Here is a 785-nt window from a genome sequence, read left to right on the forward strand (position 1 = left end):
GGTGCTATGTTGGAATATTATCAAATAGCTGATATGTACAATCAAGAAGTAAGCGATGAGGAAGCTAAAAAATATTTAGATGAGATAAAAGGTTTCTTTAACTGTGATGATGTTAATGAAGAACAAATTAAGAGAGTTGCAAAATTATGCGTATCTATAAAGAAATTTGTTGATTCTAATCATATAGATGCTTTAGCAGTAAGATGCTGGCCTGAATATGCTCAAAGTTATGGTATAGCYCCATGTGCTGCTATGTCTATAATAGCTAAAGAAAAATATCTTTTAGCTTGYGAAGGYGATGCTATGTTGGCTTTAAGCATGTTAGCTTGTAAGGCTCTTGATATAGAAACTCCTTATTCTGCTGACTTCTCTCAAGTTGATTTTGAAGAGGATACTGCTTTATTATGGCACTGCGGAGTAGCTCCATGCAATCTTACTAACAAAAAATGTACTCCTACTTTAGATACATATTTTGCAGGCGGAAAAGGTGTTACTACAGGATTTGTATTAAAAGAGGGTGATTTCAATATTGTTCGTATAGACAGTGCCTTAGGTAAAACTAGAATATTTGCTGAAAAAGGTAAGGCTGTATATATGGATAAACTTCTTAAAGGTACTTATGCAAAAGGCAAATTTGATAAGGGTGTTAAGGCTGTATATGACACTTTATTAGATAATGGTTTTGCTCACCATGTTGTTATGGTATATGGGGATTATATAGAGAAATTTAGATTGTTATGCAAAATCAAAGGTTGGGAGTGGATTGAAGCATGAGTAAAGCATAA

General features: G+C 33.5%; 1 pseudogene. It reads left to right on the top strand.

Annotated elements, in window-relative coordinates:
- A pseudogene (locus GQX97_RS12955) lies at positions 1 to 774 on the top strand (fucose isomerase); the annotation flags it as partial.
- Positions 775 to 785: the final 11 nt, after the last annotated feature.

It is taken from the genome of Brachyspira sp. SAP_772, assembly GCF_009755885.1.
In the GTDB taxonomy this organism is placed as follows: Bacteria; Spirochaetota; Brachyspiria; order Brachyspirales; family Brachyspiraceae; genus Brachyspira.